Source organism: Streptomyces sp. Root431, from assembly GCF_001426585.1.
GTDB lineage: Bacteria > Actinomycetota > Actinomycetes > Streptomycetales > Streptomycetaceae > Streptomyces > Streptomyces stackebrandtii.
The window spans coordinates 608,679-622,601 of the sequence record NZ_LMEI01000001.1 but is presented as its reverse complement, the minus strand read 5'-3'; the positions used below and the strand labels follow the sequence as shown (position 1 = coordinate 622,601).

The window sequence follows — 13,923 nt, the reverse complement described above, 5'->3', positions numbered from 1 at the left end:
TGTCCTTGCACGTCAGTGGGGGTGGAATGGTTCCGGGACGGGTGGAGGGCGCGTCACCGTTGCAGGCGGCGGGCGCCGACCCGAAGCTGGTCGAGCACTGACCGAACGACCCGACGGGGGATCCACCACCATGAACAAGTTCCGCACCGCGCTCGCCACCGCCGCCGCCCTGGGCCTCGCGGCCTTCGCCACGGCCCCGGCGCAGGCCGCCGCCCAGCCCGCCTTCCTCGCGGCCTCCCAGATGCCGCCGTCGTCGACGCCGTGGACCGCCACCCAGGTCTTCACCGGCGTCCCGGAGAACGGCGGCGTCCTCTGCGCCCCGTACAAGATCCCGGCGCAGAACACCCGCTACCGCGAGTTCAGCACCGAGCTCGACACCAACGGCGTCCAGGTCACCACCGTCGCCCGCACCGAGGCCGACGCCGTGAAGCTGGTCGACACCCTCCGCAAGGCCCTCGCCGGCTGCGGACCGCTGCTGGAGCGGCAGAACCCGGGCCTGCACGCCGTCAGCGCCTCCCACGGCAAGCTCGCCGTCGAGGAGGGTGCCTGGGTCTACAGCCTGGACACCGCCGACCCGCAGATCGGCAACACCGACATCCACCTCTTCTCCGTCGGCCGCGACGGCCGCACCGTCACCCTCGTCCGCTGGGGTCAGATGGGCGACTTCAAGGACGCCCCGCTGACCGCCTTCCGCACGACGACGAAGACCGCCGTCAACAAGCTCTACTGATCCGGCCCCGGGATCACCCGGACGCGGACCCGAGCGCGAACCACAGCTCCATGCGGACGTCCGGGTCGTCCAGATCCCGGTCGAGGAGCGCCGCGCAGCGGGCGATCCGCTGCCGGACGGTGTTGCGGTGCAGGCCCGTCGCCACCGCCGTCCGGTCCCAGCTGCCGTGCAGCGAGAGCCAGACGCGCAGGGTCTCGGTGAGCGGTTCGGTGAGCGGGGCGAGGAGGGTGCGGGCGTACGCGGCGGCCTCCGCCGGGTCCACGAGCCCCGCGAACCCGGCGGGCCGGTGCCGGGCCAGCGGGGTGCGGGCCGCCTCCGCGCGCCGCAGGGCCCGCGCGGCCTCGGTGTCGGCCGCGGCGAGGTCCCGGGCGCCGGCCGGGGCGGCGACCCCGAGCGTCCACCCGGGCTGGGGGACCGGGTCGGCGGCCGAGGCGGGGAGGAGGAGCCGTACGGTTCCGGCCCGGGGCGCCGCTTCGGCCGTCCCGGGCGCGACTCCGGCGCCGGAGTCCGTCGCGCCCGGGCCCGCGTGCCCGCCCGCCCCCGTGTCCACCAGGGGTGTCCCGAGCGCCGCCGCGAGGGCCGCCGCCGCGAACGGGGTGCCATCGCCGCCGCGGGCGTGGACCACCGTCCAGGGGCCCGCGCCCAGCACGCCCGCGACCTCCTCCGGGGCCGCGCCCAGGAGGAGCCGTACGAGGGCACCGTCCCGCACCGTCGCGTCCGCGCCCCGGTGCGGGGCCGTGAGCAGGGAGAGCAGGACGACCGCGACGCCCGCGATCGTGTGGTCGCCGGGGTCGCGCCGCTCCGCCGCCACCCCGAGCGTCAGTCCGTCCCCGCCGCCCAGCGCGTACGCGGCGAGCCGCAGCCCGCCGCCGTCCCCGCTTGCCGAGGCCGGGCCGCCCGGGCGCGGGCCGAGGACGCCCACCAGCTCGCGCAGCGCCCGCGCCGCCTCCGCGGGGACCGAGCGGCCCGCCGCCGCCGACTCCGTGCCGTCCGCCCCGAACAGCACCGCCCGCCCGCCGAGCCGGGACGCCAGCGCGCCGAGCACCGCCGGGACCGGGGCGGGCCGGGCCGCGGCCGTCGCCAGGGACTGCTGCGCCTCCGTCACCCGGCGCAGCTCGTGCAGCCGGGCCTCCGCCATCAGCCGCCACAGCGCCCGCGCCACCGCCGTGAACGGGGTCTTCGGCGGCACCTCGACCAGGGGGAGACCGTGCCGGGCGCAGGCCTCGACGAGCGCCGCCGGGACCGTGTCGTAGACGGGCGTCACCCCGAAACCGAGCGCCGCCGCCCCCGCCTCCACCACCCGCGCGACGTAGTGCGCCGGGTCGGTGAGCAGCACGCCCGCCGTCATGAGCAGCTCGCCGCCGAGGAGGTACGGATACGGGTCGGCCATCTCCGAGGTGTGCACCCAGTGGAGCGGGACGTCCTCGGCCCCGGTGAGCAGCCGCAGCCCGAGGTCCCGGCGGGCGAGCAGCGCGGCCAGCGGGACCGGTGGCGCCGGGGGAGTGGAGGCCGGTTCCCAGGGGGTCGTGGAGGTCATGGGCGGCATGGGCCTTTCGTACATCCCCCGCCCGGACAGTGGAGGAAACGTACACTTCTTCGTCGCTTTCCGGCCACCTACTGTCGTGACATCCCAGGGCCGCGGGTACGGGCGGATGTCCCCGCGATCAGCACCTGGGTCAATCCCCCGCACGACACGCCACCGAGGTTCGCGAAGGAGGGCCGCATGGCCGTCGACTACACAGTGATCGCCCTGTATCTGGCCGGCATGCTGGCGATGGGCTGGTGGGGCATGCGCCGCGCCAAGTCCAAGAGCGAGTTCCTGGTCGCGGGCCGCCGCCTCGGGCCCTGGATGTACTCCGGGACCATGGCCGCCATCGTCCTCGGCGGCGCCTCCACCATCGGCGGTGTCGGCCTCGGGTACAAGTACGGCCTCTCGGGCGCCTGGATGGTCTTCGCCATCGGCCTCGGCCTGCTCGCCCTCTCCGTCTTCTTCTCCGCCCGGATCGCGCGGCTGAAGGTCTACACCGTCTCCGAGATGCTCGACCTGCGCTACGGCGGCCGGGCCGGCGTCATCTCGGGCGTCGTCATGTGGGCGTACACGCTGATGCTCGCGGTCACCTCGACCATCGCGTACGCCACGATCTTCGACGTCCTCTTCGACCTGCCCCGGACCGTCGCGATCGTCCTCGGCGGGACCATCGTCGTCGCCTACTCGACGCTCGGCGGCATGTGGTCGATCACCATCACCGACATGGTCCAGTTCGTCGTGAAGACCATCGGCGTGCTGCTCCTGCTCCTGCCGATCGCCGTCGTCAAGGCCGGCGGCTTCGCCGAGATGAAGGCCGCGCTGCCCACCTCGTACTTCGAGCCCCTCGGCATCGGCGGCGAGACGATCTTCACGTACGTGCTGATCTACACCTTCGGCATGCTCATCGGCCAGGACATCTGGCAGCGGGTCTTCACCGCCCGCACCGACAAGGTCGCCAAGTGGGGCGGCACCGTCGCCGGCACCTACTGTCTGGCGTACGCGCTGGCCGGAGCCGTCATCGGCACCGCGGCCAAGGTGCTCTACCCGAACCTGCCCAGCGCCGACGACGCCTTCGCGACCATCGTCAAGGACGAGCTGCCGATGGGCGTCCGCGGCCTCGTCCTCGCCGCCGCGCTCGCCGCCGTCATGTCCACCTCCTCCGGCGCGCTCATCGCCTGCGCCACCGTCGCCAACAACGACATCTGGTCGCGGCTGCGCGGCACCGCGTCGGTGGCCGAGGACGACCACGACGAGGTGAAGGGCAACCGCCTCTTCATCCTGATCATGGGCGCCGCGGTCATCGTCATCGCCATCGCCCTCAACGACGTCGTGCAGGCCCTCACCGTCGCCTACAACCTGCTGGTCGGCGGCCTCCTCGTGCCGATCCTCGGCGGACTGCTCTGGCGCCGCGGCACCGTCCAGGGCGCGCTCGCCGCGGTCACCGTCGGCGGTCTGGCCGTCATTGGCCTGATGTGGACTTACGGAATCTTGGCAAATGAGCCTGTTTACTATGGTTTGTTGGCCTCACTCGCCGCGTATGTGATCGTTTCCCTGGCCACCCGCCCGACGGACGCCGCCGTGCTCGCGCACTGGCGAGCCCGGCTCGCGGGCCAGGACACCACCGGAGCACCGGAGCCGGAGGCCGAGGCCATCCCTGCGGCCACGACCGGCTGAACCACCCGCACCTCCGGACGAGACCCGTCCGGACGACACCCCGCCACCCAGGAGGACCCGACCATGAGCAGCAGCGACCAGAACACCCCGCGCGGCCCGATCGACTCGTCCCGCACCCCGCGGTACGCCGGTCCCGCGACGTTCGCCCGCCTGCCGCGACTCGACGAGGTCGGCACCACCGACATCGCCGTGGTCGGCGTCCCCTTCGACAGCGGCGTCTCCTACCGCCCCGGCGCCCGCTTCGGCGGCAACGCCATCCGCGAGGCCTCCCGCCTCCTGCGCCCCTACAACCCCGCGCAGGACGCCTCCCCCTTCGCCCTCGCCCAGGTCGCGGACGCCGGTGACATCGCCGCCAACCCGTTCAACATCAACGAGGCCGTCGAGACCATCGAGGCCGCCGCCGACGACCTCCTCGGCACCGGCGCCCGCATGATGACCCTCGGCGGCGACCACACCATCGCGCTGCCGCTGCTGCGCTCCGTCGCCAAGAAGCACGGCCCCGTCGCCCTGCTCCACTTCGACGCGCACCTCGACACCTGGGACACGTACTTCGGCGCCGAGTACACCCACGGCACCCCGTTCCGCCGGGCCGTCGAGGAGGGCATCCTCGACACCGAGGCGCTGTCCCACGTCGGCACCCGCGGCCCGCTCTACGGCAAGCAGGACCTCACCGACGACGAGAAGATGGGCTTCGGCATCGTCACCTCGGCCGACATCTACCGCCGCGGCGCCGACGAGGTCGCCGACCAGCTCCGCCAGCGCATCGGCAACCGCCCGCTGTACATCTCCATCGACATCGACTGCCTCGACCCGGCCCACGCGCCCGGCACCGGCACCCCCGAGGCCGGCGGCATGACCTCCCGCGAGCTCCTGGAGATCCTGCGCGGCCTCTCCTCCTGCAACCTGGTCTCCGCCGACGTCGTCGAGGTCGCCCCGGCCTACGACCACGCCGAGATCACCGCCGTCGCCGCCTCGCACACGGCGTACGAACTGACGACGATCATGTCCCGCCAGATCGCCGAGAGCCGCGCCGCGAAGTAAGGCGCTCCCGCCGGGTGTGGCACGCTCGCCGCGAGCAACGTGCCGCACCCGGCCACCGGGCCGCACCGTACCGACCACGCCACGCCACGAGGGACCCGTCCATGACTCACGACCACGACCTGGTCCTGCGCCCGACCGCCGCCCAGACGGAGGCCGCGCTCAACCCGCCCGCAGGGCGCAACGGCGGCGACCTCGTCGTCGAGACCCTCACCGGCCTCGGCGCGACCACCGTCTTCGGCCTCCCCGGCCAGCACGCCCTCGGCATGTTCGACGCCCTGCGCCGCTCCGCCCTCCGGTACGTCGGCCTCCGCGTCGAGAACAACGCGGGCTTCGCCGCCGACGCCTACGGCCGGATCACCGGCGAGGCGGCCCCGCTGCTGCTCTCCACCGGCCCCGGTGCGCTCATGTCGCTCGCCGCGCTCCAGGAGGCGGCCGCCGCCTCCGCGCCGGTCCTCGCGATCGGCAGCCAGATCCCGGTCGCCGGGCTCGGCGGCGGGCGGCACGGCTACCTGCACGAGCTGCGCGACCAGCAGGCCTCCTTCCGGGACGTCGTGAAGTCGGTCCACACGGTCCGTACGCAGTCCCAGATCCCCTCCGCCATCGCCGCGGCCTGGGAGTCGGCGCTCACCGCCCCGCACGGACCGGTCTGGGTCGAGATCCCGCAGGACGTGCTCCTCGCGGAGACCACCCTGCCGGTCGTGACCGCGATGGACGCGACGCCCGAGGACATCGCCCCTCGCCCCGAACTGACGGCGGTCGCGGCGCACCTCCTGGCGAACGCCGAACGCCCGGCGATCATCGCGGGCGGCGGAGTCGTCCGCTCCGACGCCTCGGGCAAGCTCCTCGCGCTCGCGGAGCGGCTCGACATCCCCGTCGTGACGACCTTCGGCGGCAAGGGCGCCTTCCCCTGGGAGCACCCCCTGTCGCTCCAGTCCTGGCTGGAGGACCGGCACACCACCGACTTCCTGGAGGACGCCGACGTCCTCCTCGTCATCGGCTCGGGCCTCGGCGAGCTGTCCTCGAACTACCACACGTTCGCCCCGCGCGGCCGGGTGATCCAGATCGAGGCGGACGCCGGGAAGCTGGAGTCCAACCACCCGGCGCTCGGCATCCACGCGGACGCCCGGCTCGCGCTCCAGGCGCTCCTGGAGACGGTGCCGGAGCGCACGGACCCGACGGCCCCCGAGCGGGTCTCGGCCGTCCTGACGAAGGTCCGGGACCGGATCGCGGCCCAGGACCTCGGCCTGGAGCAGCGGATCGTCGCGGCGGTACGGGAGGCGCTCCCGGACCGGGCCCCGAGCTTCTGGGACATGACGATCCTGGCGTACTGGGCGTGGTCGGCCTTCGACGCCCGGCACCCGAACACGATGCACTCCGCCCAGGGCGCCGGCGGCCTCGGCTACGGCTTCCCCGCCGCCCTCGGCGCGGCCGCCGCGGACCCGTCGCAGCCGGTCCTCGCCGTCTCCGGCGACGGCGGCGCGATGTACTCGATCGCGGAGCTGGCCACGGCGAAGCAGTACGGCCTCGACGTGACCTGGCTGATCGTCGACGACGGCGGCTACGGCATCCTGCGCGAGTACATGACGGGCGCGTTCGGCGAGGCCACGGGCACCGAGCTCAGCCGCCCGGACTTCGTCGCGCTCGCCGAGTCCTTCGGCGTACCGGCGACCCTGACGACCCCGGAAACCCTGACGGCGGACCTCGCGAAGGCCCTCGCCGCCCCGGGCCCCTCGGTCGTCGTCCTCCCGGCCCTCCTGAGGATGTTCGAACCGACCCACCTCTGAGCCGACCGACCTCTGAGCCGACCCACTCTGAGCCGACCCACCGCTGAGCCGCGCCCCGGCCCCGCCACCCGCCGACCCCGGCGGGCGGCGGGGCCGTCGGCCTCAGACGACGAGCGCCTCCCACTCCTTGCGGTACAGGGCGATCTGGTGCTCGTACCCCTGACGGAACGCCTCGGCCTCGTCCTGGCCCAGCCCGCCCCTGCTCATCGGCCCCGGAGGTATCAGCTTCGCCACGTCCGCGAAGACCACCTCGACGGCCTTGGCCCGGTCGCCGCCCTTCTCCCGGGCGGCGAGCAGCTGCGGTCCCGCCTTGGCCAGGAGGCCCTCGAACGTGGTCCGGGGCTTGCCGACCGTCACTTTCAGCCTCGTCGGCAGCCCCAGCTCCGACCGCCCCTCGGCGAGCCCCTCAAGGACCTGGAACGCCGCGTACAGCCGCCCCCATGTGTACGGCTTCCCTTCCTCGACCCGCGCCATGTGCTCCCCTTCCGGTCCGACCCCGGCACCGCCCGAACGACGGCCCCCGGGCTCCCTACCCCGCCCGGCGCCCCGGCGACCCTGTCACCGAGTGGTCACTCGGTTTGTTGCGGCGGGATGAAATCGCAGCCCAGGTGTGTTGGGCCTTCCGGTAGAGCAGGACGAACGGGAGGCCACTCGTGGCGGCGGTCGGGCAGAAACAGACGGGCGAGCGGCAGCAGGGCTGGGCCCGGAGGCTGGCCGGGTACGCGTGGCGCTACAAGGCCAACGTGGTGCTCGCGCTCGGCTCGTCGCTCGTCGGCATGGCCGTGCTCGCCCTCGTGCCGCTGGTCACCAAGGTGATCATCGACGACGTCATCGGGACGAAGACCAAGGACCTCGGCACCTGGACCGGGCTCCTCATAGGCGCCGCCGTCCTCGTGTACGTCCTCACGTACGTCCGCCGCTACTACGGCGGCCGCCTCGCCCTCGACGTGCAGCACGACCTCCGTACCGACATGTACGACACCGTCACCCGGCTCGACGGGCGGCGGCAGGACGAGCTGTCCACCGGGCAGGTCGTGGGGCGGGCCACCAGCGACCTGCAACTCATCCAGGGTCTTCTCTTCATGCTCCCGATGACGATCGGGAACGTCCTGCTCTTCGTCATCTCGCTGGCCGTCATGGCCTGGCTGTCGATCCCCCTCACGCTCGTCGCGCTCGCCGTCGCCCCCGCCCTCTGGTTCATCGCCAAGCGCAGCCGCACCCGCCTCCACCCGGCCACCTGGCACGCCCAGCAGCAGGCCGCGGTCGTCGCCGGGGTCGTCGACGGGGCCGTGACCGGCGTCCGGGTCGTCAAGGGCTTCGGCCAGGAGGACCAGGAGACCGGCAAGATCCGCGAGGCCGGGCGCAAGCTCTTCGCCGGCCGGCTGCGGACGATCAGGCTGAACTCGAAGTACACCCCCGCCCTCCAGGCCGTGCCCGCCCTCGGCCAGGTCGCCGTCCTCGCCCTCGGCGGCTGGCTCGCCTACAAGGGCCAGATCACCCTCGGCACCTTCGTCGCCTTCTCCGCCTACCTGGCGTCCCTCGTCGGCCCGGTCCGCATGCTCGCCATGGTCCTCACCGTCGGCCAGCAGGCCCGCGCCGGCGTCGAGCGGGTCCTCGACCTCGTCGACACCGAGCCGGTGATCCAGGACGGCACGAAGGAGCTCCCGGCCGACGCGCCCGCCACCGTCGAGTTCGACGACGTGTCCTTCGCGTACCAGGACGGCCGGCCCGTCCTCGACGGCTTCTCCCTGGACATCCGCTCCGGCGAGACCGTCGCCGTCGTCGGCGCCTCCGGCTCCGGCAAGTCGACCGTCTCGCTCCTCCTGCCCCGCTTCTACGACGTCACCCACGGCGCCGTCCTCGTCGGCGGCCACGACGTCCGCGAGCTCACCCTCGACTCCCTGCGCGCCGCGATCGGCCTCGTCCCCGAGGACTCGTTCCTCTTCTCCGACACGGTCCGCGCCAACATCGCGTACGGCGCCCCCGACGCCACCCAGGAGCAGATCGAGGCCGCCGCCCGCGCCGCCCAGGCCGACCGGTTCATCGCCGAGCTGCCCGAGGGGTACGACACCACGGTCGGTGAGCACGGCCTCACCCTCTCCGGCGGCCAGCGCCAGCGCGTCGCCCTCGCCCGCGCGATCCTCACCGACCCCCGGCTCCTCCTCCTCGACGACGCCACCTCCGCCGTCGACGCCAAGGTCGAGCACGAGATCCACGAGGCCCTCAAGTCGGTCATGGCGGGCCGTACGACCCTGCTCATCGCCCACCGCCGCTCCACCCTCGGCCTCGCCGACCGCATCGCCGTCCTCGACGACGGGCGGCTCTCCGACATCGGCACCCACGAGGAGCTGGAGGAGCGCTCCGCCCTCTACCGGCGGCTCCTCACCGACCCCGACGAGCTGGGCGCCGTCTCGCCCGGCCACGTGCTCCCGGCCGAGCCCCTGGAGGACGCCACGCTGCGGGCCGAGCTCGACGCCGAGTTCGACGCCGAGCGGGGCATCACCCCGGCCCTGTGGGTACGCGACGGCAGCGCCGCCGAGGAGAGCCCGGCCCCCGGCGCCACCCCCGAGCTGCTCGCCGCCGTCGAGGCCCTGCCGCCCGCCACCGACACCCCCGGCATCGACGAGACCCGGGCCGTGTCGCCCGAGGACACGTACGGTCTGCGCCGGCTGCTCCGCGGCTTCGGCGTCCCCCTGCTCATCAGCCTCGGCCTGGTCGCCCTCGACGCGGGCGCCGGCCTCCTCCTGCCGGTCCTGATCCGGCACGGCATCGACGAGGGCGTGAACCGGCTCGCGATCGGCGCCGTCTGGGCGGCCTCCGCGCTCGCCCTGGTCACCGTCCTCGTGCAGTGGGTCGCGCAGACCGCCGAGACCCGGATGACGGGCCGCACCGGCGAGCGGGTCCTCTACGCCCTGCGCCTGAAGATCTTCTCCCAGCTCCAGCGCCTCGGCCTGGACTACTACGAGCGCGAGCTCACCGGCCGGATCATGACCCGCATGACCACGGACGTGGACGCGCTCTCCACCTTCCTCCAGACGGGTCTGGTCACCGCCTTCGTCTCGGTCGTGACCTTCTTCGGGATCATGGTCGCGCTGCTCGTGCTCGACCTCCAGCTCGCCCTGGTCGTCTTCGCGACCCTGCCGGTCCTCGCCGTCGCCACGTACTTCTTCCGCCGGTCGAGCGTGAAGGCGTACGAGCTGGCGCGCGAGCGGATCAGCGTCGTCAACGCCGACCTCCAGGAGTCCGTCTCCGGGCTGCGGATCGTCCAGGCCTTCCGCCGCGAGCGCTCGGGCGCGGCCCGGTTCGCCGCCCGCAGCGACGACTACCGCGAGGCCCGCGTCCGCGGCCAGTGGCTGATTTCGATCTACTTCCCGTTCGTGACCCTGCTGTCCTCGGTGGCCGCGGCGGCCGTCATGATCGTCGGCGCGAACCGCATCGACGGCGGCACCCTCACCACCGGCGCGCTCGTCGCCTACCTCCTCTACATCGACCTCTTCTTCGCCCCCGTGCAGCAGCTCTCGCAGGTCTTCGACGGCTACCAGCAGGCCGCCGTCTCGCTGAAGCGGATGCAGGAACTGCTCCAGGAGCCGACGTCGACGGCCGCGGCCGACGCGCCCCGGGACGTGACGGCGCTGCGCGGCGAGATCGCCTTCGAGGACGTGTCGTTCGCGTACGACGCCAAGGAAGAGGCCCTCACCGGCATCGACCTGCGCATCCCGGCCGGGCAGACCGTCGCCTTCGTCGGCGAGACCGGCGCGGGCAAGTCGACCCTGGTCAAGCTGGTCGCGCGGTTCTACGACCCGACGGGCGGCCGGGTCACCGCCGACGGCACCGACCTGCGGGACCTGGACCTCACCGCGTACCGCCACCGGCTCGGGGTCGTCCCCCAGGAGGCGTACCTCTTCGCCGGGACGGTCCGCGACGCCATCGCGTACGGGCGTCCCGAGGCGACCGACGCCGAGGTCGAGGCGGCGGCCCGCGCGGTCGGCGCGCACGACATGATCGCCACGCTCGACGGCGGCTACCTCCACGAGGTCGCCGAGCGCGGCCGCAATCTCTCCGCGGGCCAGCGCCAGCTCATCGCGCTCGCCCGCGCCGAGCTCGTCGACCCGGACGTCCTGCTCCTCGACGAGGCCACGGCCGCCCTCGACCTCGCCACCGAAGCGCAGGTCAACCAGGCCACCGACCGGCTCGCGGGCCGCCGGACGACGCTCGTCGTCGCCCACCGCCTGACGACTGCGGCGCGCGCCGACCGGGTGGTCGTGATGGACCACGGCCGGGTCGCGGAGGACGGCACCCACGACGAACTGCTCGCCCTGGGCGGCAGGTACGCGGCGCTGTGGAGCACGTTCATCGGGGAGCCGGAGGCGGAGGCAGAGCCGGAGCGGGTGTGAGCACGGGGCGCGTACGGGTGTGAGCGCGAGGGTGACCACGGGTGTGAGCGCGAGGGTGACCACGGGCGTGAGCACGAAGGCGACCACGGGTGCGAGCACGGGTCTGAGTACGGGAGGTCCGTCCGGATGAGTAGCCGGACGGATTCCCGGCCACCCGCCCCGCGGGCTTGGATGGGGGCATGAGCCCCGACCTCCGCACCCGCGCCGCCTCGCCCGTCCCCGTCACCCCGCCGGACGTGGAGGGCGCGCGTCTGCGGAAGCGGTCGCTGATCTGGGCCGGGCTGCTGCTGCCCGCGACCCTGGTCGCCGGGTTCCTCACCCTCCTGACCGAGGCGGCGAGCACCTGCATCGCCAAGGGGACCGGCTGCGGCGGCGCCCCGGGCTACCTGTACGTCGCGAGCCTGGTGGTCGCCGGCGCGGCCTTCGTGACCGTGCAGAGCACCTCCCGCGCCGACGTCCGGCGAGCGGCGCTGTGGACCCAGCTCGGTGCCGAGGCCGTCTTCCTGCTGTTCGTCCTGACGACCTTCGCGTAGGCCGCCCGCAACCTCACTCCGTCTCCCCTCCGCATTCCGGAGGCAACCATTCCGGTGGCTCGTGCGTCGTACGCCCGTACGCCTGAATCTCCGTACGTCCGTACGGCGACTCGCTCGGGAGGGGACCGCATGCCCACGGACAGGCCCATGCACACGACGCGCGCACCACGCCCCCGCCGACGGCTGATCGCCCGCGTCCTCGTCCCGTTCCTCGCGGCCCTCGCCCTGCTCCTGACCCCCGGGACCGGCCCGGGCGGCGCCACCGCCGAGGCCGTCTCCGTCTGCCACGGCCGCCCGGCCAAGACCTACCGCTTCGCCACCGGCGAGCTGCGCCTCTACCGGACCCGGGACTACGCCTGCGCCGTCACCGTCGCCCATCGGCCCGGCGCCGCCCGCCCCATGCGCGTCTCCCTCCAGCCGCGCGGCGGCCGCGCCGCCGTCAAGGCCGGACGGTTCGGCCGGCAGACCGGCCCGGTCACCGTCCACGCCCTCAACCGCTGCGTCCGCGCCTACGGTTCGGTGGCCGGACAGGGCAGGTCCACGGGCTGGATCCTGTGCTGACACCGACCCGATCCCGTGCCGACTCCCACCCGGTTCCTCTGCAGATGCACAGGAAAGTCCAAGAGTAAGGACCAACTGGGTCTGGCGGTCCACACGTTGCCCCCGCTAGGTTCGCGACACCGTTGTGAACCAAGGGGAGGACGAATGCGCAAGTCGCTCAGATGGCTGGTGTCGCTCTCGGTGCTCATAGGCACCGTCGGCTCCACGGGCGTGGCTACCGCCGCGGACACGGAGGACAGCGGCACCCAGGCCGTCGCCGATGCGCAGAGCGCGGACATCAAGGACCGCATCCTGGCGATCCCCGGGATGAGCCTGATCGAGGAGAAGCCCTACGCCGGCTACCGCTACTTCGTCCTGGAGTACACGCAGCCGGTCGACCACCGACGCCCGTGGGCGGGCACCTTCAAGCAGCGGCTCTCCGTCCTCCACAAGGACTCGAGCCGCCCGACCGTCTTCCGCACCAGCGGCTACGGCCTGAGCACCACCCCCAGCCGCGCCGAGCCGACCCGGATCATCGACGGCAACCAGATCTCCATGGAGTACCGCTTCTTCACGCCGTCCCGGCCGCAGCCGGCCGACTGGTCGAAGCTCGACATCTGGCAGGCGGCCAGCGACCAGCACCGGATCTTCAAGGCGCTGAAGAAGATCTACCCGGAGAACTGGCTCTCCACCGGCGGCTCGAAGGGCGGCATGACCGCCACGTACTACGAGCGCTTCTACCCGCGTGACATGGACGGCGTCGTCGCGTACGTCGCCCCGAACGACGTGGTGAACAACGAGGACTCGGCCTACGACCGGTTCTTCGAGAACGTGGGCACCAAGGAGTGCCGCGACCGCCTGAACAACATGCAGCGCGAGGCCCTCGTCCGCCGCGAGCCGCTGCAGAAGAAGTTCAAGGAGAAGTCGGACGCCGACGGCGCCACCTTCAACACCATCGGCAGCGTCGACAAGGCCTACGAGGCCGTCGTCCTCGACTTCGTCTGGGGCTTCTGGCAGTACTACGGCCAGGACGTCTGCGACCAGATCCCGGACGCGGCGACCGCGAGCGACGACACCGTCTACGAGACGATCGACGCCTACTCGGGCTGGGCCGCGTACACCGACCAGGGCCTGGACTACTACACGCCGTACTACTACCAGGCGGCCACGCAGCTCGGCTCGCCCAGCATCAAGCAGCCGCACCTCGCGGGTCTCAGCCGCTACGGCTACCAGCCGGCCCGCAACTTCGTGCCGAGCTCGATCCCGATGAAGTTCCAGCCGCAGGCCATGCGGGACGTCGACAACTGGGTCCGCCGGAACGCGAATCAGATGCTCTTCGTCTACGGCGGCAACGACCCGTGGGGCGCCGAGCCGTTCCACCTCGGCAAGGGCGCGCGCGACAGCTACGTCTACACGGCGCCGGGCGCGAACCACGGCGCGAACGTCGCCGGGCTCGTCGACGCCGAGCGGGAGAACGCCACCGCCCGCATCCTGGCCTGGGCCGGCGTCTCCGCCCCGGCCGTCGATGCGGCGAAGCCGCTGGCGCGCTTCGACGCCCGCCTCGACAAGCCGGTCGACGAGGACGTGACGCGGGAGCACGGGCTGCGCCCGTAACTCTCCTGTACGTCACTCTCCTGTCCGTACGCGCGGGTGTGCCCGGCGGTCCCCTGAGGGCCGCCGGGCACACCCGTATCGCGTG

The 13,923-nt window shown here is 73.0% G+C and carries 10 protein-coding genes; 8 read left to right on the top strand and 2 right to left on the bottom strand.

Annotated elements, in window-relative coordinates; genetic code table 11:
* The first annotated feature begins 130 nt into the window (after window positions 1-130).
* Window positions 131-730 carry a hypothetical protein gene (locus tag ASC82_RS02715; RefSeq protein ID WP_056640831.1) on the top strand — a complete coding sequence of 200 codons (600 nt, stop codon included), beginning with the start codon at window positions 131-133 and terminating at the stop codon, window positions 728-730.
* Between the two features lie 13 nt (window positions 731-743).
* Here ASC82_RS02715 and ASC82_RS02710 read toward each other — a convergent pair whose 3' ends face one another.
* Entirely contained in the window at window positions 744-2,267 is a 1,524-nt protein-coding gene (locus tag ASC82_RS02710) for a PucR family transcriptional regulator (protein WP_056641502.1), read from the bottom strand.
* Window positions 2,268-2,453: 186 nt separating this feature from the next.
* Here ASC82_RS02710 and ASC82_RS02705 point away from each other — a divergent pair, with 186 nt between their 5' ends.
* From ASC82_RS02705 to ASC82_RS02695, 3 genes are all read left to right on the top strand, one after another.
* Window positions 2,454-3,932, top strand: a complete 1,479-nt coding sequence (locus ASC82_RS02705; protein ID WP_056640829.1) for a sodium:solute symporter — start codon at window positions 2,454-2,456, stop codon at window positions 3,930-3,932.
* 63 nt (window positions 3,933-3,995) lie between these two features.
* The gene (gene speB / locus ASC82_RS02700; RefSeq protein WP_024759016.1) at window positions 3,996-4,973 is read left to right on the top strand and encodes an agmatinase; all 978 of its coding nucleotides are present in this window, start codon (window positions 3,996-3,998) and stop codon (window positions 4,971-4,973) included.
* 101 nt (window positions 4,974-5,074) lie between these two features.
* Window positions 5,075-6,757 carry a thiamine pyrophosphate-binding protein gene (locus ASC82_RS02695; RefSeq protein ID WP_056640826.1) on the top strand — a complete coding sequence of 561 codons (1,683 nt, stop codon included), beginning with the start codon at window positions 5,075-5,077 and terminating at the stop codon, window positions 6,755-6,757.
* 102 nt (window positions 6,758-6,859) lie between these two features.
* On the opposite strand, the gene ASC82_RS02690 is transcribed toward ASC82_RS02695, so the two are convergent.
* Window positions 6,860-7,231, bottom strand: coding sequence for a hypothetical protein (locus ASC82_RS02690; protein WP_056640823.1), 372 nt, complete (start codon window positions 7,229-7,231; stop codon window positions 6,860-6,862).
* 179 nt (window positions 7,232-7,410) lie between these two features.
* On the opposite strand from ASC82_RS02690, the gene ASC82_RS02685 reads away from it, so the two are divergent.
* From ASC82_RS02685 to ASC82_RS02670, 4 genes are all read left to right on the top strand, one after another.
* Window positions 7,411-11,151 carry an ABC transporter ATP-binding protein gene (locus ASC82_RS02685; protein WP_056640820.1) on the top strand — a complete coding sequence of 1,247 codons (3,741 nt, stop codon included), beginning with the start codon at window positions 7,411-7,413 and terminating at the stop codon, window positions 11,149-11,151.
* A gap of 179 nt (window positions 11,152-11,330) precedes the next feature.
* Window positions 11,331-11,684, top strand: coding sequence for a hypothetical protein (locus ASC82_RS02680; RefSeq protein ID WP_056640818.1), 354 nt, complete (start codon window positions 11,331-11,333; stop codon window positions 11,682-11,684).
* 129 nt (window positions 11,685-11,813) lie between these two features.
* On the top strand, window positions 11,814-12,245 hold the full coding sequence (locus tag ASC82_RS02675; RefSeq protein WP_107105795.1) for a hypothetical protein: 432 nt from the start codon (window positions 11,814-11,816) through the stop codon (window positions 12,243-12,245).
* 144 nt (window positions 12,246-12,389) lie between these two features.
* The gene (locus ASC82_RS02670) at window positions 12,390-13,838 is read left to right on the top strand and encodes a S28 family serine protease (protein WP_056640812.1); all 1,449 of its coding nucleotides are present in this window, start codon (window positions 12,390-12,392) and stop codon (window positions 13,836-13,838) included.
* Window positions 13,839-13,923: the final 85 nt, after the last annotated feature.

Coding starts and splice junctions, on each gene's coding strand:
- ASC82_RS02715 (WP_056640831.1), top strand. CDS start 131: ATGAACAAGTTCCGCACCGCGCTCGCCACCGCCGCCGCCCTGGGCCTC.
- ASC82_RS02710 (WP_056641502.1), bottom strand. CDS start 2,267: ATGACCTCCACGACCCCCTGGGAACCGGCCTCCACTCCCCCGGCGCCA.
- ASC82_RS02705 (WP_056640829.1), top strand. CDS start 2,454: ATGGCCGTCGACTACACAGTGATCGCCCTGTATCTGGCCGGCATGCTG.
- speB (WP_024759016.1), top strand. CDS start 3,996: ATGAGCAGCAGCGACCAGAACACCCCGCGCGGCCCGATCGACTCGTCC.
- ASC82_RS02695 (WP_056640826.1), top strand. CDS start 5,075: ATGACTCACGACCACGACCTGGTCCTGCGCCCGACCGCCGCCCAGACG.
- ASC82_RS02690 (WP_056640823.1), bottom strand. CDS start 7,231: ATGGCGCGGGTCGAGGAAGGGAAGCCGTACACATGGGGGCGGCTGTAC.
- ASC82_RS02680 (WP_056640818.1), top strand. CDS start 11,331: ATGAGCCCCGACCTCCGCACCCGCGCCGCCTCGCCCGTCCCCGTCACC.
- ASC82_RS02675 (WP_107105795.1), top strand. CDS start 11,814: ATGCCCACGGACAGGCCCATGCACACGACGCGCGCACCACGCCCCCGC.
- ASC82_RS02670 (WP_056640812.1), top strand. CDS start 12,390: ATGCGCAAGTCGCTCAGATGGCTGGTGTCGCTCTCGGTGCTCATAGGC.